This window comes from Streptomyces tardus (assembly GCF_018101125.2).
Classification (GTDB): Bacteria; Actinomycetota; Actinomycetes; order Streptomycetales; family Streptomycetaceae; genus Streptomyces; species Streptomyces tardus.
Genome location: NZ_JAELVF020000001.1, coordinates 3891417 through 3915707, shown reverse-complemented (window position 1 = coordinate 3915707; position 24291 = coordinate 3891417). Strand labels below are relative to the sequence as shown.

Genomic DNA, 24291 nt, shown 5'->3' with positions numbered 1-24291 from the left:
CAGGCCCCGTACGCTCGGCACATGTCGACCGAGCCCGAGAGCTTCCCCCGCCAGCACGCCCGTACGCAGCGCTTCACGCTGGGCGCGCCCCGTTCCTTCACCGTGGCACCCGACGGCGAACGCGTGGTGTTTCTGCGCTCCGCCGCCCCGTCGAGGCCGGCGGGCGCACTGTGGGTGCACGACCTCGCGGCGGACGCGGGGGATGCGGAACGTCTCGCGGCGGACCCCGCCGAACTCCTCGGCGGCGCCGACGAGCAGCTGTCCGCCGAGGAGCGCGCCCGCAGGGAGCGCAGCCGCGAGGGCGGCGCGGGCATCGTCGGCTACGCGACGGACGCGGCCGTGGAGCTCGCCGCCTTCGCGCTCTCCGGCCGGCTCTTCGTGACCGGGCTCGCCGACGGCACCACCCGCGAACTTCCGGTGCCCGCGCCGGTCGTCGATCCGCGCCCCTCCCCCGACGGGCGCTGGATCGCCTACGTCGCCGACCGGACGCTGCGGGTCGCCCGCGCCGACGGTGGCGCCGACACGGCCGTGGCCGTGCCGGAGAACGGCGAAGTCAGCCTGGGCCTCGCGGAGTTCATCGCGGCCGAGGAGATGCAACGGCACCGCGGCCACTGGTGGTCGCCCGACAGCGACCGGCTGCTCGTCGCCAGGGTCGACAACTCACCCGTGCGGCGCTGGTGGATCTCCGACCCCGCGAACCCCCAGTCCCCGCCCTCCGAGATCGCCTACCCGGCCGCCGGCACCCCCAACGCGGACGTGGGCCTGGAGCTGCGGAGCATCGACGGCAGCAGCCGTACGGAGATCCGGTGGGACCGCGAGACCCACCCTTACCTGGTCGCCGCGCACTGGTCGGCCGGCGGGCCGCCGCTGCTGCTGGTGCAGCGGCGCGACCAGCGCGAACAGCGGTATCTCACCGTCGACGTCGAGTCCGGCGAGACGACCACCCTGCACATCGAGCGGGATGATACTTGGCTGGAAATCATCGCCGGCGGCGCGGCCTGGAGCCCGGACGGCCAACTGGTGCGCGTCTCGGACGCGAGCGGTGCCCGTGCCCTGGTCGTCGGCGAACGGACCCTGACCGGGCCGGAGTTGCACCTGCGCGCGGTGCTCGATGTCGGCCCTGACGACGTGCTGGTCAGCGCCGCCCCCGGGCGTGCCGCCACCACCGGCGCCGGCGCGGTCGGCGATGTGGCCGTACACCGGATCCCCTACGCCGCGGGGGCCGCCGCCGAGCGGATCTGCGGCCCCGCACCACTGGTCGCGTCCGCGGTGCGGGGCGGGGACACGACCGTCCTCGTCACCGCCTCGCTGGACCGCTTCGGCGCACGGGCGGAGATCCTGCGCGCGGGCACCACCCGCGAGATCGGCTCGTACGCGGCGACACCGGTCCTCACCCCCGCGCCGCGGCTGCTGCGCGCCGGGGAGACGGACGGCGTCGGCATCCCCACCGCAGTCCTGCTGCCCACCGGTTACTCCTCCGACGACGGGCCGCTGCCCGTGCTGATGGACCCCTACGGCGGGCCGCACGGTCAGCGCGTGGTGGCCGCGCGCAACGCGTACCTCACCTCCCAGTGGTTCGCGGACCAGGGTTTCGCGGTGATCGTCGCGGACGGCCGCGGGGCCCCCGGCGACTGCCCGTCCTGGGAGAAGGCGATCGCGGGGAACCTGGCCGCGCTCAACATCGAGGACCAGATCACCGCACTGCACGCGGTCGCCGCCGAAGTACCGCTGGATCTGCAGAAGGTGGCGATCCGGGGCTGGTCGTACGGGGGTTACCTCTCCGCACTGGCCGTGCTCCGCCGCCCGGACGTCTTCCACGCGGGCGTGGTCGGCGCCCCCGTGACCGACCAGCGGCTCTACGACACCCACTACACCGAGCGCTACCTCGGCGATCCGAACACCTCTCCGCACACCTACGCGGAGAACTCGGTGGTCACCGACGAAGGTCTGCGGAACGCGGCGGACGAGCACCGGCCGATGCTGATCGTGCACGGCCTGGCGGACGACAACGTGGTGGTCGCGCACAGCCTGCGGCTCTCCTCCGCGCTGCTGGCCGCCGGTCGGCCGCACGAAGTGCTGCCGCTCTCCGGGGTCACCCACATGACTCCGCAGGAACAGGTCGCCGAGAACCTGCTCCTGCTCCAGGTCGACTTCCTGCGCCGCTCGTTGGGCCTGACCGCCGCACTCTGACCCCCGCGCCCTGACGCCCGCGCCCCTGCGCCGGCGCGCCCGACCCCGGCGCCGCGCATCCGGTTCAGGTGAGCCGGATGCGCGGGTCGATCAGGGCATACACGGCGTCCACCAGGACGTTGAACAGGATGATCGCCGCCGCGGCGAAGAGCATCACGCCCATCAGCATCGGCAGATCGGTCTGGATCACCGAGTTGACCGCCAGCCTGCCCAGCCCCGGCAGCGCGAAGGTGAACTCGGTGACCATGGCGCCGCCGAAGAGCGAGCCCATGTCGACACCGAGGATCGTCACGATCGGAATCAGCGAACCGCGCCACGCGTGCCGGAAGAGCACCGTGCGCTCCGACATGCCCTTGGCGCGCGCGGTGCGCACATGGTCCTCCTGCATCTGCTCGATCAGCGTCGAGCGGGACATCCTGGTGTACGCGGCGGTGAAGATGATCGACATCACCAGCCACGGCACCAGCAGCCCCCTGAACCAGCCGAGCGGATCCTCCGTCAGCTCCACGTAGCGAGGCGAGGGCAGGATGTCCAGGTGGTAGACGAAGAGTGCGAGGACGAGCGGGCCGACCAGGTAGATCTGCATCGAACTCATCACCAGGGACAGCGAGCTGAGCCCCTTGTCGATCAGCTTGCCCTGGTTGCGTGCGGCGATGACGCCCAGCGTGAGGCCGACCACCAGGAAGATGACGGTGCCGCCGACGGCCAGCGAGGCCGTGGTGGGCATCCGGTCCAGGATCGTCTGGAGCACCGGTGACTCGTCGCGGAAGGAGTACCCGAGGCAGGGCGCCGGACAGTGGCCGGTGGCGAAATCGCGTCCCGTCACGATGCCGGACAGGTACTCCCAGAACTGCGCGGGAACGGGCTTGTCGATTCCGAGGCTGGCTCGGATCATCGCGAGGGACTCCGGGTCGCAGGTCTTGCCGCAGGCGAGTCGCGCCGGGTCCCTGGGGATGCTGTAGAAGAGGAAGAACGTCACGGCGCTGATGATCAGCAGGATGACCACGGCGCCCGCCGCGCGGCGGAGCAGAAATCTGATCATGGTGAGTACGGCTTCCCTGGCGTGATGGCGGTGCCGGCCGAGTGCCGGCAGGCTGCGGCGTACGGGGGCGTGGTCGCCGCGACGTACGAAGGTGTGGTGTTCCGCGGCGGAAGGGCCTGGGCGGAGCCTGTTCGGGTCCGCGGCGCGGGGCCGCGGACCCGGTGGCCCCGTGCTACTTCTTCAGGAAGAGCTTGGTCGGATCGACGCCGCTGTGCTCGTTGTTGAAGACCACACCGCCCACGTTGGACCCCACGATCTGGAGCTGCTTGTAGGCGTAGAGCGGGACGGCGGGCGTGACGTCCTCGAGGATGTACTTGCTCAGCTCGAACCACTCGTCGGCGGCCTTCTCCGGATCCGAGACCTCGGCGATCCGGTCGATCTCGGAGTTGATCTTCTTGTCGTCGACGTGGGCGTAGTTCGCCGCGCCGTCCTCGATCGCCCGACCGTCGTACTGCGGCGGGATCACGGTGCTGGCGCTCGCCCAGTCGTGGCCCCAGTTGCTGCGGTAGATGTCCCAGCCGTTGTCGACCTTGCCGATGCGGTCGTAGTAGTTGTCGGTCGGGATCTCCTTGCGCTGAACGTCGAAGCCGGCCTTCTCCAGCGCACTGGCGACCGCGACCGAGCCCTTCTGGTCCTCGTCCGCGGTGCCATGGGCGTACACCAGCTTGTAGTTCTCGGCGTCGGCCTGCTTGAGCAGCTTGCGCGCGGCCTCGACGTCACCATTGGGCTTGCTCACCTTGTTGAACGGGTCGTACCCGCGGTCCGCTCCGGGGAGCATCGGGTTGAAGTAGTTGCCGGCCAACTCCCCGCCCACGCCCGGCCCGTAGGGAGCCAGCACACCCCGGTTGGGCATCGCGTAGGCGATCGCCCGGCGCACCCGGTGGTCCTTGACCCGATCCATGTTGATCGCCATCTGGGCGACGTAGATCTGGTACCCGTCGACGGTGCGCTCCTTGGCGGCGTCGTCCTTGAGCACCCGCTGGGCGGTGTCGATGTCCACCGACCCGTTCCAGGTGACCGCGTTCGGGTCGGAGTCGGCCAGCAGCTCCCGTGCGCTCTTGGCGTACTCGTGGTTGAAGGTGACGTCGAAGGCGTCGACGTACTGGTGCCGGGAGGAGTCTGTCGCGGGGTCCCACTCCTTGTTCCTGACCAGCTTCATGGACCGGCCGCGCTTGAACTCCTCGATCTTGTACGGCCCCGAGGTCGCAGGCTTGCGGTCGTACTTCTCCTTGGTGTCGCGCTCGGCGGAGACAGCGCCGTAGCCGGTCATGGAGAGCGCGTACGGCAGATCGTTGCGCGGCTGCTCGAACTTGAAGATCACGGTCCTCTCGTCCGGTGTCTCCAGCACGCTGTCCGGCAGGTGGTCACCCTCGTACGGCCCGTCCGGCAGGATCTCGCGCGCCTTGGCGCCGCTCTCGTCCGCCAGCCACTCCTGGACGAACTTCGGCCCCTCGGTGATGAAGGGCGCGTACAGCCGCTCGAAGGTGTGCCGGATGTCCTTGGAGGTGATCGGCGAACCGTCCTCGAAGCGGATGTCGTCCTTCAGCGTGTACTTCCAGGTCCTGCCGTCGTCCTCGGTGGTTCCGGAGTCCGTGGCCAGATCTCCGACGACGCTGTACTCGCCGTCGTTGTCGAGCTTGACGGTCGTCAGTCGGCGATGGATCAGCGAGGCCATGGTGGTCTGCGCGGCGACGTACATCTGCGCCGGGTCGAGGTGCTCGTAGCTGTCGCGTTCCAGCACCGGAATGGTTCCGCCTTTGCGCGCGCCCTCGATCTTCTCCGCCGGGCCGGTGGACTCCTCCTTCCCCTCGAACTCGACCGGCGAGGCGGTCTCCGCCTCCTCCCCGTCGCCGCCGGTTCCACCTCCGCCGCCCGCACTGCAGCCCGTGGCCGTCAGCGCTCCGACGGTCAGTGCGACCAGCGCGGTGCGCAGCCTTCCGGGGGTAGCGCCGCCGCGTCGGTCTCCGGGCCTGCTCATCAGGGTCTTCCTCATCACTGCCACACCTGCCTGTCCTCGCTCGCTCTGCCGCTTCCGGCCGATCACCGCTGGCCCTTGGGGTCGAAGGCGTCCCGCACCGAGTCGCCGAGCAGGTTGAACGCGACGATGAAGAGCACCATCGCCCCCGCGGGAAAGAACATGTAGGTCAGATCGCCCTGGTAGACCTCTGCGCCGCGGGCGAACATCCGTCCCCAGTCGGGGGTCGGCTCCATGATTCCGACGCCGAGGAAGGAGAGGGCGGCAGCGGTGGTCACGAAGTTCGGCAGCATGATTGTGGCCTGCACCAGGATCGGAGTGACGAGGTTGGGCAGCAGCTCCCGGGTGATGATTCGCCAGCGCGAGGCGCCGCTGACCTTCGCGGCCTCGACGAATTCCCGTTCGCGCAGCCCCAGGGTCACTCCGCGCAGAATTCTCGCCAGCGTCATCCACCCGAGGAACCAGAGCACCAGCACCACCGAGACCACTCGGATGTAGGTCGGCGTCTCCTCCGAGGGATCGACGAACAGCGCCGCGACGATCGGCATGAACGCCACAAAGAAGAGCTGGTTCGGAAAGGCCATCAGCAGATCGATCAACCGGTTCAGGAAGTAGTCCGCCTTCCCACCGAGATAACCCGCGGCGATTCCGATGAGAATCGCGGTGACAACGGCGAGCAGCGTGACCGCCACAGCAATCCCCAGCGAGGTCCTGATGCCGAAGAGGAGCTGGGTGAAAACGTCCCGGCCCTGCCCCGGCTCCAGGCCGAACCAGAACTCGCCGTCGATACCGCCGTTGGGCTTGACCGGGTACTCGAACTCGTTGAGCAGACCCTCGCGCTCCTGCCCGTAACGGGTGTACGGATTCTTGCCGTAAAGCCAGGCGATCACCGGCGCGAAGAGCGCGACACCGAAGAAGAACAGCACCACGCAGGCCGATACGACGCCGGAGCGGTCACGTTTGAAGCGCCGCCACATGAGGCTGCCCGGCGAACGCCCCGAGACCTGTTCGGGCTCGGTCGGTTCGGCCGGTTCGACTGGTTTGGCGACGGTCGTGGTCAACGTCCCCCCGGTGCGCACAGAAGTGAGGTTCAGCGCGACCTTGCAACCAGCGGAACGGACGGTCAAGGCTATCCACCGCCGTAGCGCAACGAATCACCGGAATAGCCTGAAATCGGACCAGAACGATACGTCTCTCATCTTGACGCCGACGCGATCTGTGCAACTCGGGGCGCGACCGCCGGCTCAACTCGCCTGCCCCACAGGGGCGTTGGACGTCACGTGCCGGCAATCCGAGCGATCCGACCCCGACACGCGGCCGGGACAGAATCGGTCGACTGCGACCGTGCGGGCGTCGCAGGGGCCGGCCGGGCGGCAGCAGGCCGTGCGGCCGGCCCGGCCGAGGCCTTCATGAACGCTCCCCCTGCCGCCACCACGCAAAGACCGCCGGCCACCGCCCCGTTGGGGTCGGTGGCCGGCGGTCTGCGCGTACGACCGGCGGGCCGATCAGTCGTGCTGGCTCTCCAGCGACTGCAGCGCCGGGTCCATGACGACGTCCTGGGAGGTCGCCTCGGTGGTGCCCTCTTCGGGGAAGTGGCAGGCCGTCAGGTGACCGGCGGCGTTGCCCGAGATCTGCACCAGCGGCGGTTCCTCGCTCGCACAGATGTCCTGGGCCTTCCAGCAGCGGGTGCGGAACCGGCAGCCGGAGGGCGGCGAGATCGGCGAGGGCACGTCGCCGGCGAGGCGGATGCGCTCCTTCTTGCCGTCCTCCCTCGGGCCGGTCGCCTCGGGCACGGCCGAGAGCAGAGCGTGGGTGTACGGGTGGCGGGGACGCAGGTAGATCGAGTCCCGGTCACCGACCTCCACGATCTTGCCCAGGTACATCACCGCGAGACGCTGCGAGAAGTGCCGGACGATGGCGAGGTCGTGGGCGATGAAGACGAAGGCGATGCCCAGCTCGCGCTGCACCTTCTGCATCAGGTTGATGACCTGCGCCTGGATGGAGACGTCCAGTGCCGAGACCGGCTCGTCCGCGACGATCAGCTTCGGCTCCAGCGCCAGCGCCCGGGCCACTCCGATGCGCTGACGCTGTCCGCCCGAGAACTCGTGCGGGAAGCGGTTGTAGTGCTCGGGGTTGAGGCCGACGATCTCCAGCAGCTCCCGCGCCCGCGCCTCGCGGCCACCGGACGGGTTGATGTCGTTGACTTCCATCGGGCTGGTGATGATCCGGCCGACCGTCTGCCGCGGGTTCAGCGCGGAGTACGGGTCCTGGAAGATCATCTGGATCTCGGACCGGATCGGCGCCAGCTGCTTGCGGGTCGCCTTGGTGATGTCGGTCCCCTGGTACTGCAGGGTGCCGCCCGAGGGCTCCAGCAGACGCGTCAGCAGACGTCCGGTGGTGGACTTGCCACAGCCGGACTCACCGACCAGGCCGAAGCTCTCGCCCGGGTAGACGTCCAGGTCGACCTTGTCGACCGCCTGCACTGCACCGACCTTCCGCTTGAACGGAAAGCCCCCGTGGATGGGGAAGTGCATGGTCAGATCCCGTGCCGTCAGCAGGGGTTCACCGGAAGCCGGGACCGCGTCCGTCGGCTTGGTCAGGGTGAGTTCCTCACTCATGTGCGTTCTCCCTAGCCCAGCCGGGGCTTGATGTGCTCGACGAAAAAGGTCTGCTTCTGGTCTGCCGAGAGGTGGCACGCGGCGGCACGGCCCTCGCCGAGGTCGGGGCGCACCTCCCGGCACTTGTTGCCGGCCACCTGGTCCGCGAAGTCGCAGCGGGGGTTGAAGGCGCAACCCGGCGGCGGGTTGAGCAGCGAGGGCGGGGTGCCGCGGATGGCCCGCAGCTCCTCGTTGACGTCACCGCTCAGCCTCGGCATCGAGGACAACAGGCCCCAGGTGTACGGGTGGTCGGGCTCGTACAGCACCTGGGAAACGCTGCCACGCTCGACCGCTCGGCCGCCGTACATCACCATGATGTCGTCGGCCATGTTGGCGATGACACCGAGGTCGTGGGTGATGAAGATGATCGCCGACCCGAACTCCTGCTGGAGCTCCTTGAGCAGGTCGAGGATCTGGGCCTGGACGGTGACGTCCAGCGCGGTCGTCGGCTCGTCCGCGATGATCAGGTCCGGGTCGCAGACCAGGGCCATGGCGATCATCGCGCGCTGGCGCATACCGCCGGAGAACTGGTGCGGGTAGTCGTCCACGCGCCTGTTCGGCTGCGGGATTCCCACCTTCTCCAGCATCTCGATCGCACGCGCGCGGGCGTCCTTCTTGCTGGCCCCGGTGTGCTTGCGGTACGGCTCCATGATCTGGCGGCCGATGGTGTAGAAGGGCGAGAGCGCGGTCAGCGGATCCTGGAAGATCATCGCCATCTTGTTGCCGCGCAGGTGCTCCAGGCGCTTCTCCTTGACGGTGAGCAGATCCTCGCCCTCCATCAGGATCTCGCCCGTCACCTCGGTGGTCTTCGAGTTGTGCAGACCGAGGATGGACAGGTTGGTCACGGACTTGCCGGAACCGGACTCGCCCACGATGCCCAGGGTCTTGCCGCGCTCGAGGTCGAAGGAGAGACCGTCGACGGCCTTGACGATGCCGTCCTCCGTGGAGAACTGCACGCGCAGGTCGTTCACCGAGAGGAACTTGCCGTCGTACTCGGCCGGGGCGGAGGAGTCCGCAGTCTTGGTCATTGTCACTGGTGCTCTCCTAGGACAGTCGCACGCGCGGGTCGATGAAGGCGTACGCGGCGTCCACGAGGATGTTGAACAGGAGGATGAACGTCGCGCCCACGAGCATGACACCCATGGTCAGCGGCAGGTCGACGTTGACCACGGAGTCGACGGCCAGTCGGCCGATGCCCGCGAGACCGAAGGTCATCTCGGTCACCACCGCGCCACCGAGCATGCCTCCGAGGTCCATACCGAGGATGGTGACGATCGGGACCATCGCGCCGCGCCAGGCGTAGCGGAAGAAAACGTACTTGCTGCCCATGCCCTTGGCTCTGGCCGTGCGCACGTGGTCTTCCTGTAGCTGCTCGATCATCATGGCGCGCGTCATACGTGTGTACTGCGCGGTGAAGATCAGCGACATGACCACCCAGGGGATCAACAAGCCGGCTGCCCATGCCATGGGGCCGTCGAAGAACTCGTTGTACTGGGGGGCGTCGAGCCAGCCCGTGCTGTACACCACGGCGCCGAGAACGACCGGGCCGATGAAGTAGATCTGCAGGGAGCTCAGGACCAGCGAGGTGGAGCTCGCCGCCTTGTCGACCATCGTGCCCTTCTTGGCGGCGGCCAGCAGGCCGGCGCCGATGCCCAGGGTCAGGAAGATGATCAGACCGCCCACGGTGAGCGAGACGGTGACCGGCAGGCGGTCGATGATGGTGTCCCACACCATCGTGCGATCGTTGAAGGACACCCCGAGGCAGGGTGCGTCGCAGTGGCCGATCGCGAAGTCCCTGCCGGTGAAGATGCCCGAGAGGAACAGCCAGTACTGGTGGGGTATCGACTTGTCGAGACCGAGGTTCTCGCGAATGATCGTCAGCGCGTCGGGGGTGCAGTTCTTTCCGCATGCCAGCAGCGCGGGGTCACCGGGCGCGGCAAAGAAGAGGAAGAACGTGACAGCACTGATCAACAGGAGGATCACCGAGGCGCCTAGCACCCGGCGAACAAGAAAACGAAGCATGGCAGTCCGCTGCTCTCAAGGGCGGCGAGGGGTGGAGGGTGGAGTCGGGGCGAGCCCCGGGAATGTGCGCTTCGCCGCGCGCGCACTCCCGGGGGCTCACTTGCGTCGTGCTGTTAGCTCTTGAGGTAGAGGCGGGTCAGGTCGATGTAGCTCTTGACCTGGCCGTACCGGGCGCCGCCGACGTTGGAGCCGTACACCTGGAGCTGCTTGGTGTAGTACATCGGAGCGGCGGGGTTGATCTCCTCGACGATGTACTCGTGGATCTTCACCCACTCCTTCTGGGCTTCCTCCGGGTCGGTGATCTCCAGAGCCTTGTCGATCTGCTCGTTGACCTTCTTGTCATCGATGTGCGAGTAGTTCGACTTGCCGTCGGCGATGTTGCCGCCGTGGTAGAGCACCGGCACGACGGTGGTGGCGGACGGCCAGTCCTGGCCCCAGCCGGTCATGTAGATGTCGAGCTTGTTGTCGACCTTGCCGACCGTCTCGTACCAGGCGGAACCCGGGATGTCCTTCTTCTCAACCTTGAAGCCGGCCTTCTCCAGCGCCTTCTCGACGATGACCGCCTGCTCGGTGCGGTGCGGCTCGGCGGCGTGACCGTAGACGAGAGTCATGCCCTCCTTGCCGGCCTCCTTGAGCAGCTCCTTGGCCTTCTCGAGGTCGCCGTTCGGCTTCTTGAGCTTGTCGTAGGGGTCGAAGCTCTTGTCGTAGCCGGGCAGGGTCGGGGCCAGGAGGCCGCCGGCCGGCTCGCCGCCGTAGGCGCCGCCGTCGGGGCGCAGGATGGCCTTCTGCGGGAGGGCGTGGGTGATGGCGTCACGGACCCGCTTGTCCTTGATGCGGTCCATGTTCATGTTCAGCTGCCAGACGTAGGGCTGGTAGCCCTGGATCGTCCGCTTGCTGATCTCCGGGTCCTCGACGACCTTCTTGACCTGCGGGGTGTCGACCGATCCGGAGAGCTGGATCGAGTCCTTGGCCTCGCCGCGGTCGGACATGATCCGCTTGGTCTGGTCGGCCCGGCTGTGGTTGTAGGTGATGTTCCACCCGTCCACGAACTGGTGGCGCATCGGGTCGGTGTCCGCGTCCCAGTGCTCGTTCTTCTCGAGCTGCATGCCCTTGCCGCGCTTGAATTCCTTGATCTTGTACGGGCCGAGCGCGACCGGACCGTTGGTGTACTTCTCCTTGGTGTCCTTCGCCTCGGGCACCACGGCGTAGCCCGGCATCGTCAGGGCCTGCGGCAGGTCCGGACGCGCGGTCTTGAACTTGAAGATGATGGTCTTGTCGTCCGGCGTCTCCAGGACGCTGTCCGGCAGGTGCTTGCCCTCGTACGGACCGTCGGGCAGCGCCTTGCGGTACGTGGTGCCCGAGCCGGAGAGCCATTCCTGGATGAAGGTCGGGCCCTCGGTCTGGAACTTGGCGTAGCGCCGCTCGATGGTGTGGCGGAGGTCCTTCGAGGTGATCTCGTCACCGTCGGAGTCCTTGACGCCGTCCTTGAGCGTGAACTTCCAGCTCTTGCCGTCGTCCTCGGTGGTGCCCGAGTCGGTGGCGAGGTCGCCGACGACGGTCAGGCCGCCCTCGTCGTCCTGCTTGTAGGTGGTCAGACCGCGGTGGATCAGCGAGGAGAGCTGACCGGCGTCCGAGACGTAGATCTGGCCCGGGTCGAGGTGGGTGAAGTCCGACTCCTGGTAGACCCGGATGGTGCCGCCCTTCTTGGCACCCTTGATCGGCTCGGCCGGGCCCTTGGAGGCCTCGGCGTCGCCGAACTCGACCGGCTTGGACTGCGCCGCGGCGTCGTCCTGGGTGTTGGAGTTGTCCTTGCCGTCACCGCCGCCGTTGTTGCCGCCGCATGCGGTCAGGACGAGCGACCCGGCCGCGAGGGCGACCACGATGGCGCGAGCTTTGCGCGTAGATGAGAGCCTCATCTTGATGAGCACCTGCCTGTCGTTGTAGTTCGAAACGCTGCCTGACGGCTCCGGAAACCCGGTGCAGGGTGGCAGCCCTGGGGGTCAAGGGAGACGCGTCAGCGTCCGGCCTTGGGGTCAATGGCATCTCGGACGGAATCGCCGAAGAGGTTGAACGCCAGGATGAAGATCACCATCGCCACGCCCGGGAAGAGCATGTACATCGGGTTGTCTTCGTAGATGCGACCTGCGGTCGCGAACATCCGTCCCCAGTCGGGTGTCGGCTCCTGGAAGCCCACACCGACGAAGGAGGCGAACGCGATCGTGAGAATCGCGGAGGGGAGCATGTAGCTCGCCTGGATCAGGATCGTGGACTGCAGGTTCGGCAGCAGCTCCTTGCGCAGGATGCGCGCGCTGGAGGCTCCGGAGACCCGGGCCGCGTCCACGTACTCGCGTTCTCGGAGGGAGAGGGTCTGGCTGCGCACCAGCCTCGCCATGCCCATCCAACCGAGGACCCACAGGATGCCGACGATCGCGAAGAACCGGATGTGGACCGGCGTCTCCTTCTGCGGGTCGACGAAGATGGCGGTGATGACCGGGGTCATCGAGATGAGGAAGAGCTGGCTGGGGAAAGCCATCACGAAGTCGGTGAACCGGCTGAGCCAGTAGTCGACCTTGCCGCCCATGTAGCCGGCGGTCACTCCGATGATGACGCCGGTCAGCGCCGCGAGCACGGCCACGACCAGCGCGGTGTAGAGGGACGTCCGCATGCCGTACAGCAGCTGCGTGAAGATGTCCCGGCCCATGTTCGGTTCGATGCCGAACCAGAAGTCCGCCGAGATTCCGCCGGCGTTGCCGGTCGGGTACCCGTACTCGTCCAGGAGGCTGTAGTCCTCCTGGCTGTAGAGCGTGTACGGGTTCTTGCCGTACAGCTTGGCAATGACAGGCGCCAGCGCAGCGATCACGAAGAAGAAAATCACTACACAGCCGGCGATCACGCCGGTACGGTCGCGCTTGAAGCGCGTCCACATCAGCTGGCCGGGTGAACGACCCACAAGATCGTCCGAGGAAGTCGACTTCCCCTTCTTGGGAGGATCTGACTCCCCGTCAGTGGTGCCGTTCCCGGCTATGAGGTCAGCCTGGGATGGACTGGTCATCGCGTTGTGCCCCCGCGCTCTGTCTTTGGCGGAACCCGGTCATTCGGTGGCACAGGATGTGCCATGGGATGAGCGGACTCTTGCAACGAACACAGCAGGCCGTCAAGAGATTCCGGGTGGCCAGAATCCCAGGTGAAGCTTCTTGCGCAAAGATTATGCAGATCGGTTCACGCACGTGCTTGACATGTGATGAACCAGGGCGGCATTTCAGACATTGCTCTACTTTCCGCCTTGACCAGTCCGCAATAAAACTGACACTGCGCCGATATGCGGACGGTACATTCTGAAGTGCGTACGAACCCGCGGGGGTCGCTGGACGACCCGGGGCGCGGGAAGCAGCGGCACTGACGCGGCTCGAAAAGCGTCCGCGGGACGTGGTCGACGCGCCCGGCCCGCCTCATCTTCCGCTCTCCGCCCGCCGGTTCACAAGCCGGCCGCCCGAGCGGGCAGCACGCCGTCCCGCGCCGCCCCGGCAGACCCCGGCAGGCCACCGACACGCCCCTGCCGGCCGGGCACGAGGAACGGCGCGGCACCCGGAAGCCGGGTACCGCGCCGTCACGCCTCGGAGGGTGTCCGCGTCAGCGCTTGGAGCGGGAGAGCGTACGGGCGCGCTCGCGCTGGTCGAGGACGACCTTGCGGATGCGCACGGTCTCCGGGGTCACCTCGATGCACTCGTCCTCGCGGCAGAACTCCAGGGACTGCTCCAGCGAGAGCTTCCGCGGCGGCACCAGGTTCTCCGTGGTGTCGGCGCTGGCAGCACGCATGTTGGTGAGCTTCTTCTCCTTGGTGATGTTGACGTCCATGTCGTCGGAGCGGGAGTTCTCGCCGACGAGCATGCCCTCGTACACCTCGGTGCCCGGCTCGATGAAGATCGTGCCGCGCTCCTGGAGGTTCATCATCGCGAACGGCGTCGCCATGCCCGCACGGTCGGCGACCAGCGAGCCGCTGTGCCTGGTGCGCAGCTCGCCGAACCACGGCTCGTGGCCCTCGGAGATCGAGTGCGCGATGCCGGTGCCCCGGGTCTCGGTCAGGAACTCGGTGCGGAAACCGATCAGTCCGCGCGAGGGCACGATGAACTCCATGCGCACCCAGCCCGAACCGTGGTTCGTCATGGTCTCCATACGGCCCTTGCGGCTGGCCATCAGCTGGGTGATGGCGCCCAGGTGCTCCTCGGGAGCGTCGATGGTCATCCGCTCGACCGGCTCGTGCAGCTTGCCGTCGATCTCCTGCGTCACGACCTGCGGCTTGCCCACCGTGAGCTCGAAGCCCTCTCGGCGCATCGTCTCGACCAGGATGGCCAGTGCCAGCTCACCGCGGCCCTGAACCTCCCAGGTGTCCGGACGCTCGGTGGACAGCACGCGCAGCGAGACGTTGCCGATGAGCTCCTTGTCCAAGCGGTCCTTCACCAGGCGTGCGGTGACCTTGTGGCCCTTGCCGCCCTTGCCGACCAGCGGCGAGTTGTTGGTACCGATGGTCATGGAGATCGCCGGCTCGTCGACCTTGATGAGCGGCAGCGCGACCGGGTTCTCGGCGTCGGCGAGGGTCTCGCCGATCATGATGTCGGACATGCCCGCGACGGCGCAGATGTCACCGGGCCCGGCTTCCTCGGCGGGCTTGCGGGTGAGCGCGTCGGTCATCAGCAGCTCGGTGACGCGTACGTTCTGGACGCTGCCGTCGCGCTTCATCCAGGCGACGGTCTGCCCCTTCTTGAGGGTGCCGTTCTTGACGCGGCAGAGCGCGATCCGGCCGAGGAAGTTGTCCGCGTCCAGGTTGGTGACGTGCGCCTGGAGCGGTGCGCCCTCCTCGTAGGAGGGCGCGGGGACGGTCTGCAGCAGCGTGGTGAAGAACGGCTCCAGGCTGTCGCTGTCGGCCGGCACGGTGCCGTCCTCGGGCTTGGTCAGCGAAGCGACGCCGTCCCGGGCGCAGGCGTAGACGATCGGGAACTCGATCTGCTCCTCGTCGGCGTCGAGGTCCAGGAAGAGGTCGTAGGTGTCGTCCACGACCTCGGCGATGCGGGAGTCGGAGCGGTCGGTCTTGTTGATGCACAGGATGACCGGCAGCTTCGCCTGGAGCGCCTTGCGGAGCACGAAACGGGTCTGCGGCAACGGGCCCTCGGAGGCGTCGACCAGCAGCACCACCGCGTCGACCATCGACAGCCCCCGCTCGACCTCGCCGCCGAAGTCGGCGTGGCCGGGGGTGTCGATGATGTTGATCGTGACGGGCGGGGTGCCGTCCTTGGGGTGGTACTTGACCGCGGTGTTCTTCGCGAGAATGGTGATGCCCTTCTCGCGCTCGAGGTCGTTGGAGTCCATCACCCGGTCGTCGACCTGCTGGTGCGCGGCGAAAGCGCCGGCCTGCTTGAGCATTGCGTCGACGAGGGTGGTCTTGCCGTGGTCGACGTGAGCGACGATGGCGACGTTTCGGATGTCGTTGCGCGTGGGCATGCTGGCGGACGCTTCTTCCGGTGTCGTGGTCGGCGTCGCGACCTTGACCGGCCGCGCGCCCGCCGCGCTGATCATGTCGCCGCGGCCTGGATACCCACCCATGGTACGGCCCGGGACCTCACCTCTCGTCCCGGGCCGTGTCCGGCGGTCATCCGCCGTGCGGCAGCGGCTACTTCCGGTAGCCGATGTCCTGGTAGCGGGGGGTTTCGAAGCCGAACGCGCCGGCGTTGACCAGTCTGCGGTCGGCCGCGACCAGTTCGGGTCGCTGGTGCAGCGGGATCGAACCGGCCACCGCCCACACCCGGGCGTCGATCTGCTTGAGCACGTCCGCCCGTGCGGAGTCGTCGAGTTCGGTGACGGCCTGTTCGAAGAGGGAGTCGATCTGGTCCGTGCCGACCCGGGTGTAGTTCTGCTCGACCAGCAGCGAACCGTCCGGGGCGGGCACCGGTTTGGCGAACAGCGGGCGGGCGTCGGTCACCGGATAGGCGCTCACGGGCCAGGAGTAGAGCGCGAGGTCGAAGTCGCCCGAGGCGACGTGGTCCTCGAAGTACGCCTCGTCCTGCACCTCGTGGAGTTCGGCGCGGATGCCGACCTCCTCCAGCATGTAGGCGATCCGCTTGGAGGTGGCGCGCAGCTGCTCGGCCCCGGGACCGGCCGGCACCACCATCCGCAGCTGGAGCTTCTTGCCCTGCTTGGCCCGTACGAGCCCGCCCTCGGCGCTGAGCATGCCGCCGACCCAGCGGCCGAGCGCCCGGTCGGCCTGGTCGGCGCGCTTCATGGACGCCTTGGCGCGCTCGTCCAGCCGCTCGGCGGCCTCGTCCTCGTCCTTCTCCGCCCGCTCGGCGAAGCGGGCGTCCAGATGCGCGTTCTGACGCAGCAGCCCCGCGTGCGCGGTTGCCGCGCCGTGTCGAAGCGTGGCGAGCAGTCCGCGCGAGGCGGCCTTGGCGTTGCGCGATGTGTCGCCCTGCGGTTTGGCGTCCTCCTCGGCGGCCTCGTGAGTGCCGAGCGCCGGACCGCCCTGCCAGCCCGCGGCGGCGAGCTGGGCGGCGGCGGCCTCCCTGCCGCCGTCCCCCATGGCGGAGCTGGAGTCGGTGTATCCGTCCTGGTCGTAACCGCGCAGATGGCTGCCGAGGGGCTCGGCGGGCAGTCCGACCGGCTTCAGTACGGATTCGGCGAGCTTCTCCCGGTCGAGCGCCCGACCGATGGCACGGCGCACCCGCTCGTCCTGGAGCGGCCCGGAGGTGCCGTTGAGGGCGAGCTGGGTGTAGCCGGGCCCGAGTGCGCGGCGGACGGTGAGGGCTGCGAGGTTGCGCCGCTCCTCGGCGGCCTTCCGGCGGGCGGCGGCGGCCTTCTCGGCCGCCTTGCGCGCCTTCTCGGCCGCCTTCCGCTCCTTCTTGGTCAGCTTGTCGCTCTTCTCGTCCTTCTCGTCGGCGTCCTTGTCGTTGTCGTCGTCCTCGTCCTTGGTGTCCTTGGTGTCCTTGGTGTCCTCGGCGCTCTTCTCGTCCTTGTCCTCGGCGTCCGCGCTGCCGCTCGGCTTGGCGCTCGGGCTCTGCTTCTCGGACGTCGCGGAGGCGTCGGACTTCGGGGATTCGCTCGCGCTCGGGCTCGTCGAGGCGTCCGGCTTCTCGCTCTTCCCTGTCGCGCCGGACGACGGCGAGGAGGAGGAAGAGGATTCGTCCGACGCGGTCCCGCTCGAGGCTGACGCCTCGTCGGAGGCTGCGGCTGCGGACTCCTCCTCGGGACGGGCGGCCGGGGGCTTGTTCGAGCTGTCCGGCCGCTCGAAGAGCCGCAGGTCCGTCCGGTCGATCTCCGCGAGGTCGAGCCGGCCGGCGGCGAGCGCCTTGGCGCGCTGGGCGCGCGGGACCGGGGTGAGGACGATGGTGTCGAGCCTGGCGCGCTCGCCCCACCAGCGGGGGTTGCGCTCCAGCGTGACGGTCTTGTCCTTGCGCCCGACCTTGCCGCCCTTGAGCCTGAACGGCCCGCCGGAGACCGGGAGCCGGGTGCGTGCGCTGTCGTTGAAGGAGGAGGGGTCGCCCATCACCGAACGCGGGTAGAGCGGGCTGAAGAGCGACTTCCAGTCGCTGTACGGGCGGGCGAACGTGACCTTCACCTGCCGCGCGTTCTCGCCCCGGGTGACCTTGTGGACCCGCTCGTAGCCGGAGTTGCGGGCGCTCCAGAACGCGCTCTCCCGGCCGCTGAGCGCCTTCCACTGGGCCTGGAAGTCGGCTGCGGTGACCGGCTTCCCGTCGCTCCAGCGCGCCTTGCGGCTGAGCGTGTAGACGACCGTCTGCTGCGGTTCGCGGCTGGTGACCTCGGCGGACTCCAGATAGTCGCGGTTGAGCCGCGGCCGGGCCCGGCTGTCGAGCGGGAAGAGCGTGGGCAGTACGGCTTCGGCGATCCGGTCGGTGGTCTCGTCGGCCTCCGCCTGGAAGGCGTTGAGCGTACGGGGCATCGCGTCGACCGCCCAGCGCAGACTGCCGCCCGCGGCCGTACGGTCGCGGGCGTCGGGGGCGATGTCCCGTGCGGCGCCGCTCTTTCCCTCGGCGGGCTCCTCGCCTCCGGTGCAGCCGGCCAGTACGGGAGGCAGCAGTGCGCCCGCGGCGAGTACGGCCACGCAGCGGCGCCGAACGGCGGAGTCGTTGAACGGCGAGGCTGGCATGGCTGTCTACCTCCGAGAAGCCGGCGCCGCCCGTGCCACCTCGGCGGGATCAGGCGGCTCATCACATGAATGGGCTTCCCATGGAAGAGCGGGGCCCGTAGCGCGGCGGGCAGACACGGCGTTCGACGCCGCAGGCCCACCCGGTTGGCGGGGAGCCGTCGGGTGGGCCTGCGGAGGTGGACGGGCGGAGTTCGTCCACCGGGCTGTCAGGACACGATGTCCTTGCGGCGGAAGCCTCGGAAGGCGAGGGCGAAGAGCACCGTCGCGTAGGAGACCGAAACCGCGGAGCCCTTGAGCATGCCGCCCCACTCCAGCTCCGGCTGGAGTGCGTCGATCCAGGCGAAGTGCCAGTGCGCGGGCAGGAATTCGCGCCAGTGCTCCAGCGCGGTGACCGCATCCAGCACGTTGCCGAGGATGACCAGTCCCACCGCGCCTCCGACCGCTCCGAGCGGCGCGTCGGTGACGGTGGAGAGCCAGAACGCGAAGCCTGCGGTGACCAGTTGGGAGACGTAGACGAAGCAGACCGCGATGGTCATCCGCAGCAGCGCCTCCCCCGCCGGCAACGAGCCGCCGGTCGGCAGGCTCAACGGGCCCCAGCCGTACGCGGCCGTGCCGACGCCGAGTGCCACCAGGGGCAGGAGCAGCAACGCCGCGGCGCTGAAGGCCAGCGCGACGACCAGCTTGCTCAGCAGCAGCCGGGTTCGGGGCACGGGGGCCGCCAGGAGGTAGCGCAGCGAGGACCAGCTCGCCTCCGAGGCGACCGTGTCCCCGCAGAACAGCGCGACCGGGACGACCAGCAGAAATCCCGCGGAGACGAAGAGCGAGACGGCGGCGAAGTTCAGCCCCGAGGTGGTCGCGGTGTCCATCAGGCTCACCCTGCGCCCCGGTTCGTCGTCCCCGACGGCGAACGCGACGACCAGGACGAGCGGGAGGACTGCCAGCATCCCGGCCATCACCAGGGTGCGACGGCGGCGCAGTTGCCGCATCGCCTCCACCCTCAGCGGCAGGGTGCGGCTCGCCCGGTAGCCCGGTGCCTGTTCCAGGAGCTCGGTCATGCCGACTGTCCTCCGATCATGGTGAGGAAGGCGTCCTCCAGCCGACGGTGCGGCCCGAAGCGCTCCACCGGGACGTCCAGACGCAGCAGCTCGGGCAGCAGCTCCTGCGGACCGGCCCCCGACAGCCGCACCAGCAGTCCGTCGTCGGTGCGCACCGCGCCCTCGACACCGGGCAGCGCGGCCACCTTGTCGGCCCAGGCGTCGAGTTGCGCGGCGGAGTGGTCGCCGTGGACGCCCACGAGCAGGCTGTCTCCCTCGCCGGTGATCTCCGCGACCGGGCCCGAACGCACGAGCCTGCCGCGGTCCATCACGACCAGGTGGGTGCAGGACTGCTCCACCTCGGCCAGCAGATGGCTGGAGACGATGACCGTACGACCGCCCTCGGCGTACCGGATCATGACCTCGCGCATCTCTCGGATCTGGGGCGGGTCGAGGCCGTTGGTCGGCTCGTCGAGGATGAGCAGCTCCGGCAGGCCCAACATCGCCTGGGCGATGGCCAGACGCTGCCGCATGCCCTGGGAGTAGGTGCGTACGGCGCGGTCCAGGGCTTCGCCGAGGTCGGCGATCTCCAGAGCCTCCTCCAGATGTGCGTCCTCCGCCGGGCGGCCGGTGGCCTGCCAGTACAGCTCCAGGTTGGCGCGCCCGGTCAGGTGCGGGAGGAAGCCCGCGCCCTCGACGAACGCCCCGACCCGCGAGAGGACCGGTGCTCCGGGGCGGACGGCCTGGCCGAAGAGGCGGATCTCGCCCTCGTCCGGTTTGATCAGCCCCATCAGCATCCGCAGCGTGGTGGTCTTGCCCGCGCCGTTGGGCCCCAGCAGCCCGAGCACCTGCCCGCGTTCGACCCGGAAGTCGAGGTCCCGCACGGCATACCGGTCCACCGCGCCCGCGTAGCGCTTGGAGAGCCCGGTGATGTGGAGCGGCACCTGCGCCAGCTCGGGGTCGGGTGCGACGGGCCTGGTGCGGCGCCGTCCGGTGAGCAGCAGGGCCGTCGCCACTGCGAGGCCGATCAGCGGAAGCCCCCAGACCCACCAGGGCAGGCCCATGCCCTCCGAGTCGACGCGGGGCGCGGTGGGCACCCGGAGCGCGGTGTCGTCCAGGGAGACGGTGTAGTCGGCGGCACGTCCGGGCGAGGCGTAGCCCAGGTCGGTGGCGGCGAGCACCAGTTCCAGACGGTGGCCCGACTTGATCTCGCGGTCGATCGCCGGGAGCCGCAGGGTGACGTCACGGCCCTCGGCGGCGTCCTCGACCCGTGCGGGGCTGACGAGTTGGGAGGGCAGCACCCGGCGGCCGTCGGGCCCGACGTCGTAGAGCTTGCCGAAGAGCACCGCGTCGCGGACCGGACGCTCGTCATCGTCGTTCTCGGCGCTCACCCGCAGTTTGACGGTGGGCGAGCCGGTCACCTGCATGCTCCCGGTCAGCGGGGCGGAGGTGAATCTGGCGTGCTGGCCCGGGAAGTCGACGCTGATGCCCGAACCGACCGCCCCGAGCTGGCTGAGTCCGCTGCCGACGCCGGGCACCGCCGAGATGGAGGGCGGGCCGCCGCCGGGCGGGTTGCGGAAGGTCTGCTCCTCGCCGGTCAGCCGTACGGTGCGTTCGCCGCTGGACAGGCCCGGGTAGGCGGGGCCGGTGGCACCTCGTTGGGTGACGCCGCCGGAGGTGGAGTCCAGGCCGCCGCTGCGGGAGACCCGGAAGGCGGGGCCGGTGTCGGCGCTGTCCTGCTCGGCGAGGTGCTTGTCGAACCAGTCGGTGATCCGCTGCTGCACCCGGTCGGTCTCCATGGCTCCGCCGTCGTGACCGCCCGCGATCCAGTCGACGGAGACGGGCGCGCCGTTGCCCTTGATGGTTTTGGCCATCGTGTCGGCGTGCTCCAGTGGGAAGAGGGAGTCCGTCTTCCCCTGGACGACGAGGGTGGGCACCTTGATGCGGTCGCCGACGGCGGAGGGGCTCCGCTCGCTCAGCAACTCGCGTGCGCTCTCGTCGGGTTGGCCCGACTCGGCCACTCGCTCGTACATCCGGCACAGCTGCTCGACGAACCGTCCGCAGCCCTCCTGGCCCTGGCCGGGTGGCGGGGTGACGGCCGGGCCGTCGCCGGGCTCCTGCGCACCGCCTTCGGGGGCGCCCCCGCCGGGCTCCTCCTCGGAGCCCTGGCCGCCGCCGTTCTCCTCGGCCCCTTCGGCTCCCTCGTCCTCGTTGCCCTGCGCCATCACCGAGCCGGTGGTGAAGAAGATGCCTGCCCACAGCTTCTTGTAGACGCCGCCGGGAAAGAGGGCGTCGGCGAGGTCCCAGTAGGTGATCACCGGGGCGATCGCGTCGACCCGCTTGTCGTGCCCGGCGGCGAGCAGGGCCGCGGCGCCGCCGTAGGAGGCTCCGGCGACGCCGACCCTGGGGTCGCCGTCGGCGTCCTGGCGCACCTCGGGGCGTTCGGCCAGCCAGTCGATCAGCGCCGAGACGTCCTTGCCCTCGCGTGCCGGGTCGTTCAGCCCGATTCTGCCGGTGGATTCGCCGAACCCCCGCGCGGACCAGGTGAGCACCGCGTACCCGGAACGGGCGAGCTTCTCGGCCTGTTCACGGGTGTCGTCCTTGCTGCCGCCGAAGCCGTGGCCGAGGAGCACGGCGGGCTTCGGGTCGTCGGCGGTGGTCGCGCCGGTGGTGAAGAACGAGGTGTCGATCTTCGCTCCCGGCATCGACATGGTGCGGTCGGCGCGGGTCACCGGGGTGTCGGAGTCGGCGGCGACGGCCGTCACCGCGCCGGCGCCGGCCAGCAGCGCCAACGCGGCACCGCCGGCGATCAGGCGGCCCCGCCTGCCCGTGAGTCGAAGTCCCATGCCAGGAAGCGTAAGCGGACGGCCGATCAGACCGCGTACGGGTCCCCCTCCGGCGGAATCCGGCCCTCCGCCCGCCCCGGCCCGGACGCTTCTCCCGGCTGCGAAGCCGTCGCCCGCGGCAGAACAGCGCCTCGGCGGCTGCCGACGCCGGCACCCGCCGCGCTACAGGGAGGGAAACGCGTCGAGCAGCGCGTCGACAGAGGCCGAGGACAGGCCGGAGCTGCCCGAGGGCATCCCCAGCTCGAACCAGACCGCCTTGCCGTCCGGCGTGCGCCGGCTGCCCCAGCGCTGCGAGAGCAACTCGACCAGCTGCAGCCCGCGCCCACCCTCGTCGGTGTCCATGGCACGGCGGCGGCGCGGCTGCACCTGCCCGGTGTCCCACACCTCGCAGACCAGGGTGTGGTCCAGCAGCAGCCGGAGTCGGATGGTGCCCGAGCCGTGCCGCAGAGCGTTGGTGACGAGCTCGCTGACCAGCAGCTCGGTGGTGTCCGCCAGGGCGAGCAGATCCCACTCCGCCAGCTCCCGGCGGGCCAACTCCCGTGCGCGGGCGACCGACTGGGGCTCGGCGGACAGGCGCCAGTCGCCGACGCTGGAGCCGGGCAGACCGTGCACCCGGGCCAGCAGCAGCGCCATGTCGTCCTCACCGTCCAGCATGTCTATCCGGGCGAACACCCGGTCGCAGACATCCTCCAGCGGTCGGTCGCACTCGGCGACCGCGGCGCGGAACGCGTTCAGCCCGGCGTCGAGGGACTGGTGACGCGACTCCACCAGCCCGTCGGTGTACAGCGCCAGCAGCGCACCGTCGGGCAGTTGCATGTCGATCTGCTCGAACGGCTCGCCGCCCACCCCGAGCGGAACGCCTTTCGGCACGTCCAGCAGCTCGGCGCGATCCTGCGCCGAAACGGGCCTGCCCGGGCCGCCCGGGTCCGCCTCCACCAGCACCGGCGGCAGATGGCCCGCGTTGGCGATGGTGCAGCGGCGGGAGACCGGGTCGTAGACGGCGTACACGCAGGTGGCGAGGTAGACCTCGGCGAGAGTGTCCTCGGAGGGCGCGCCGCCGCGCCGGTTGTAGCGCGAGTCGCCGAGCCCGCGGGCGATCTCGTCCAACCGCTCCAGCACCTCGGCCGGTTCGAGGTCGAGGAGAGCCAGGGTGCGTACCGCGGTGCGCAGTTCGCCCATGGCGACGGCGGCACGCAGACCGCGGCCCATCACGTCACCGATGACCAGCGCCGTCCGGTGCCCCGGCAGCTCGATGACGTCGAACCAGTCGCCGCCGACCTCGGTGGCCGCGGTGCCGGGGTGGTAGCGGCAGGCGATGTCCAGGCCCGCTGCGGCGGGGTTGCCCGGGGGCAGCAGACTGCGCTGGAGGATGAGAGCGCGTTCGTGCTCGCGGCGGTAGAGGCGCGCGTTGTCTATGCACACGGCGGCTCTGGCGGCCAGCTCGGCGGCGAGCGCCGCGTCCCGCTCGCCGAAGCGCTCGCTGCCCTTGACCCGGGAGAACTGCACCAGGCCGAGCATCCGCTCGCCGGCGATCATGGGCACGGCGAGGCTGGAGTGGACCAGCACGCCGAAGGCGGAGACCGCCTCCCCCTCGCTGTTGACCGGTTGGATGGCGCGGACCCTCGCGGTGCGCAGCGCCAGCGCGTGCGGCGACTCGAAGGCGTACCGGTGCGTCGAGCCCAGCGGCACGGTGTCGGGATCGGAGCCGTCACCGACGGCGCTGGCGAAGGCGACCCGGCGCAGCGGCGCGCTGCCCTCTCCGCTCCCCGGCTGCGGGTCGTCGCCGGCGAGGACTTCTTCGTACAGGTCGACGGCTGCGAGATCGCAGAACTGCGGTACGGCGACGTCCAACAGCTCGCGCGCGGTCTTCTCGAGGTCGAGGGAGTTGCCCATGCGCGCTCCGGCGGCGTTCAGCAACGCGAGAGCCCGCCGTACGTCGTCCGGCTTGCCCGCCTCTGCTGGAATGTCGCTCAACGCAGCCCCTTCCCCGTCGTCCCGGCTCACGAGCCTTTTGCGCGCAGTCTCGCAGGAGTCCTGACGCGGCAACACCCGTATCCGCCAATGCCGTACGACAGTTGCTCAGTTGTACTACGGACAGCTGCCGGTCACTCGCGCCCGGTCACGAACGCCTGCGATCGGTCGCCGCCCTCCTCTTCTCTCATAACCAGCGACACCGGGCCCGAACCCCCGCCCGCCGCTTTGTCGACCGAAGCCGGTGTGTCGCCCCTCGTGTGCACGCGTCGCTGGTCACGCGCTCGGACCCGCTCCGGCCCGCCGCCGTGCACGGTTGCGCACAGCGCGCGGGGACGCCCCAACAGCGGGCGGGACACGCCGAATTGATCATGCAGGCACGGGTTGCGCGGCGCAAGG

The 24291-nt window shown here is 69.4% G+C and carries 13 protein-coding genes and 1 pseudogene; 1 reads left to right on the top strand and 13 read right to left on the bottom strand.

Annotated elements, in window-relative coordinates; translation table 11 throughout:
* Window positions 1-21: 21 nt before the first annotated feature.
* Window positions 22-2190: a S9 family peptidase gene (locus JGS22_RS16730; RefSeq protein WP_216815019.1), complete on the top strand. Its 2169-nt coding sequence runs from the start codon at window positions 22-24 to the stop codon at window positions 2188-2190.
* 64 nt (window positions 2191-2254) lie between these two features.
* Here JGS22_RS16730 and JGS22_RS16725 read toward each other — a convergent pair whose 3' ends face one another.
* The 13 genes and pseudogenes from JGS22_RS16725 to JGS22_RS16665 all read right to left on the bottom strand — a co-directional run.
* Window positions 2255-3232 (bottom strand): ABC transporter permease, encoded by a 978-nt coding sequence (locus tag JGS22_RS16725; RefSeq protein WP_211039385.1) that lies wholly within the window; start codon window positions 3230-3232, stop codon window positions 2255-2257.
* A gap of 172 nt (window positions 3233-3404) precedes the next feature.
* Window positions 3405-5210, bottom strand: a complete 1806-nt coding sequence (locus tag JGS22_RS16720) for an ABC transporter substrate-binding protein (protein ID WP_211039386.1) — start codon at window positions 5208-5210, stop codon at window positions 3405-3407.
* Window positions 5211-5272: 62 nt separating this feature from the next.
* On the bottom strand, window positions 5273-6268 hold the full coding sequence (locus tag JGS22_RS16715; RefSeq protein ID WP_236073178.1) for an ABC transporter permease: 996 nt from the start codon (window positions 6266-6268) through the stop codon (window positions 5273-5275).
* A gap of 444 nt (window positions 6269-6712) precedes the next feature.
* A complete protein-coding gene (locus tag JGS22_RS16710; protein ID WP_211039387.1) occupies window positions 6713-7825 on the bottom strand; it encodes an ABC transporter ATP-binding protein in 1113 nt (370 codons plus the stop codon).
* 11 nt (window positions 7826-7836) lie between these two features.
* Window positions 7837-8892, bottom strand: coding sequence for an ABC transporter ATP-binding protein (locus JGS22_RS16705; RefSeq protein WP_211039388.1), 1056 nt, complete (start codon window positions 8890-8892; stop codon window positions 7837-7839).
* Window positions 8893-8908: 16 nt separating this feature from the next.
* Window positions 8909-9886 carry an ABC transporter permease gene (locus tag JGS22_RS16700; RefSeq protein WP_211039389.1) on the bottom strand — a complete coding sequence of 326 codons (978 nt, stop codon included), beginning with the start codon at window positions 9884-9886 and terminating at the stop codon, window positions 8909-8911.
* Window positions 9887-9999: 113 nt separating this feature from the next.
* Complete coding sequence (locus JGS22_RS16695; protein ID WP_211039390.1) at window positions 10000-11802, bottom strand: ABC transporter substrate-binding protein; 1803 nt, start codon at window positions 11800-11802, stop codon at window positions 10000-10002.
* 98 nt (window positions 11803-11900) lie between these two features.
* Entirely contained in the window at window positions 11901-12938 is a 1038-nt protein-coding gene (locus JGS22_RS16690; RefSeq protein WP_211039391.1) for an ABC transporter permease, read from the bottom strand.
* Between the two features lie 578 nt (window positions 12939-13516).
* Window positions 13517-15382, bottom strand: coding sequence for a translational GTPase TypA (typA, locus tag JGS22_RS16685; protein ID WP_211039392.1), 1866 nt, complete (start codon window positions 15380-15382; stop codon window positions 13517-13519).
* A gap of 169 nt (window positions 15383-15551) precedes the next feature.
* The gene (locus JGS22_RS16680; protein WP_211039393.1) at window positions 15552-18041 is read right to left on the bottom strand and encodes an ABC transporter substrate-binding protein; all 2490 of its coding nucleotides are present in this window, start codon (window positions 18039-18041) and stop codon (window positions 15552-15554) included.
* Window positions 18042-18247: 206 nt separating this feature from the next.
* On the bottom strand, window positions 18248-19096 hold the full coding sequence (locus JGS22_RS16675) for an ABC transporter permease (RefSeq protein WP_211039394.1): 849 nt from the start codon (window positions 19094-19096) through the stop codon (window positions 18248-18250).
* Window positions 19093-21921: an alpha/beta fold hydrolase gene (locus tag JGS22_RS16670; protein WP_211039395.1), complete on the bottom strand. Its 2829-nt coding sequence runs from the start codon at window positions 21919-21921 to the stop codon at window positions 19093-19095. Before JGS22_RS16670 ends, JGS22_RS16675 begins: the two co-directional genes overlap by 4 nt.
* Window positions 21922-22083: 162 nt before the next feature.
* Window positions 22084-23988, bottom strand: a pseudogene (locus JGS22_RS16665) (ATP-binding SpoIIE family protein phosphatase); the annotation flags it as partial.
* Window positions 23989-24291: the final 303 nt, after the last annotated feature.